Source organism: Paraburkholderia sp. RL18-085-BIA-A (assembly GCF_046027075.1).
GTDB lineage: Bacteria > Pseudomonadota > Gammaproteobacteria > Burkholderiales > Burkholderiaceae > Paraburkholderia.
On record NZ_JARESU010000368.1, the window covers coordinates 1 to 2046 of the forward strand.

Genomic DNA, 2046 nt, shown 5'->3' on the forward strand with positions numbered 1-2046 from the left:
TAACGCGTGGTGCACGTCACTAATGCGTTCGAAGCGCAGCAGCAGACGACGGAACTTATCTTCTCAGGCAAAGACGCGTTCGATGGTCCTGAAGCGCTCCTCGAAGATCGCCGGATCAAAGTGCTGCTTGCGGCCCCGCTTCGGTGTTTTTCGCCCACGCGGGTTCTCGGGGATGTTCGGGGTCATGCCACGATTGAAGATCGCCTTGCGGTTAGCCCGGCAATCGTAGACGCCGTCCAGACTGACGGTTGAACCCTGCAGGTCCGCGCCAATGGCCCGCGCCATTTCGGTGAGTCTGGGCAGCGCGTGGCACAACAGAGGCGATTCGTTGCGGTTGCCCGGGGCCGTCACGAACGGCGCGATGATGTTGCAGTCGCGATCGCAGAAGGCGACAACCTTGCAGCCTTTGAGATGCTTATGTCCGCTATATCCGAGGTTGTCGCCTCCTTTCTTCGCAGCGGTCGTCGTGCCGTCGCCGTGGATGACGGAAAGCTTGAGCAGCTGGTCCTGATGAAGTTGATGTACCGTGCCCGCAAAGATCCGCTCGATGCTGCCATCGGCCTGCCAGCGCCGCATCATCCGGTAGATACGCGTGTGGTGGATTTCGGGGCGGCCTTTGTCATTGCTTTCGATTGGCAGCATCATCCACTGACACCCCATATAGAGCGCCTTCAGGATGTAATTGAAGATCTTGTGCAACGACAGCGTCGGCGGCGGTCCGCGTCGACCACGACTCAGGTGTGGCAAGACAAATTCCTCGAACTGCGCTTCGCTCAATTTCGTCGGAATCGCTCGCCAGCAGGGGTTACCCGTCATTCGATGCTTCCAGTGGGTAGCCCCACTGCCTCCCGGCAGCAAGGCCCCCGAAGAACTGTACGTGCGAGTTTCCCCGCATACAGCTCGAGCACAGCATTAAGCGTCATGCTGACGCCGGTCGAACCAGCCTCGCATTCGACCTTCGCAAACGTCACATCGTTGACTCACCTCATTGCTGAGGCGAAGGGCGCTGAACCAAAATGAAACCGGTCACTCGCAAGCTGGCCTTCGTTGAATCGAAAATGCTGGTCTGCGACAACTGCACCACGCGCAAGTGGGCACCCTTTCAGGTCAGGGCAACTCTCGAACCCCTATACGAACCATTACGGATCGTCATTCGCTTGCTGCGCGTTCTCATACCCACTTGTCCAACAGTTTCCCTTGCGGGTCACCTGCCGTAGCCAACCCTCTGGCGTTGGCGGACAATTGGGCTTACCACGTTCCCGTTCCTGCCGACCCGGATGCGATTTCAGTTTCACATCGCAGCGGGACTGTCCGTTTAGCGCCCGTCTGTTCCCCGGCAGCGTCACGACGACGTACTCCCAATTTCCAAAGGAGCAACCCGCTGCGTACCATTTGGTTCGGGCCTGTCAGCCGCTTTGGCCCGGTAGTCCTGACGAGGTTTATCGACGGTTCACATCTGTTGCGCATGCGGAACTTGCCTGGCCTCCACGCCACATTGCGGCTCGTAGCGTCGTTACACGCCGTCGCCGACGCTCACGTCTTTCGACGAGTACTTTGTCCCGGGAGCTTCGCACCCGACCGTTACCAGTCACGCACGTCCCGGTAGGTAACTGCTGGTCGTACAGCAGGTCACGGCACGGGGAGCCGCGCGTGACAAGGCAGAAACGAACTTTGCCATCTGCAACATGCCGCTTGACGCGCGGCAGACGGCGACACGTGTCGCAAAGAAATCTGGACTTTAGCCGATCTGGCGTCACCGATCAGAAATCCCGTCCTGGCGCGGCTCGCAGACAAATTCGATGACCTCGAAAAACTGGCAACCAGTTGGACGCATCATCGAACGGTTTGCTTTCGCTCATCTTCCCAACACGTACCTGCCATCCTGATGGATGACTTTTCCTCGGTCGCTCACCACCACGCCTTTTGAACGCAGCAGCACCGGGCGGTTGTTGAGTAGACCCGGGGAGTTTCACCCCGAGTCTCTCGCAGATCCGTACGTGAGACTCTCGCCTCATACGGCTCCTGTCATCCAACCCCGCCTCCCTA

At 58.8% G+C, this 2046-nt stretch carries 1 protein-coding gene; it reads right to left on the bottom strand.

Features of this window, described 5'->3' with window-relative positions; all coding sequences use genetic code 11:
• Window positions 1-63: 63 nt before the first annotated feature.
• Complete coding sequence (locus P0D89_RS52485) at window positions 64-777, bottom strand: transposase (RefSeq protein ID WP_408379539.1); 714 nt, start codon at window positions 775-777, stop codon at window positions 64-66.
• Window positions 778-2046 lie beyond the last annotated feature (1269 nt).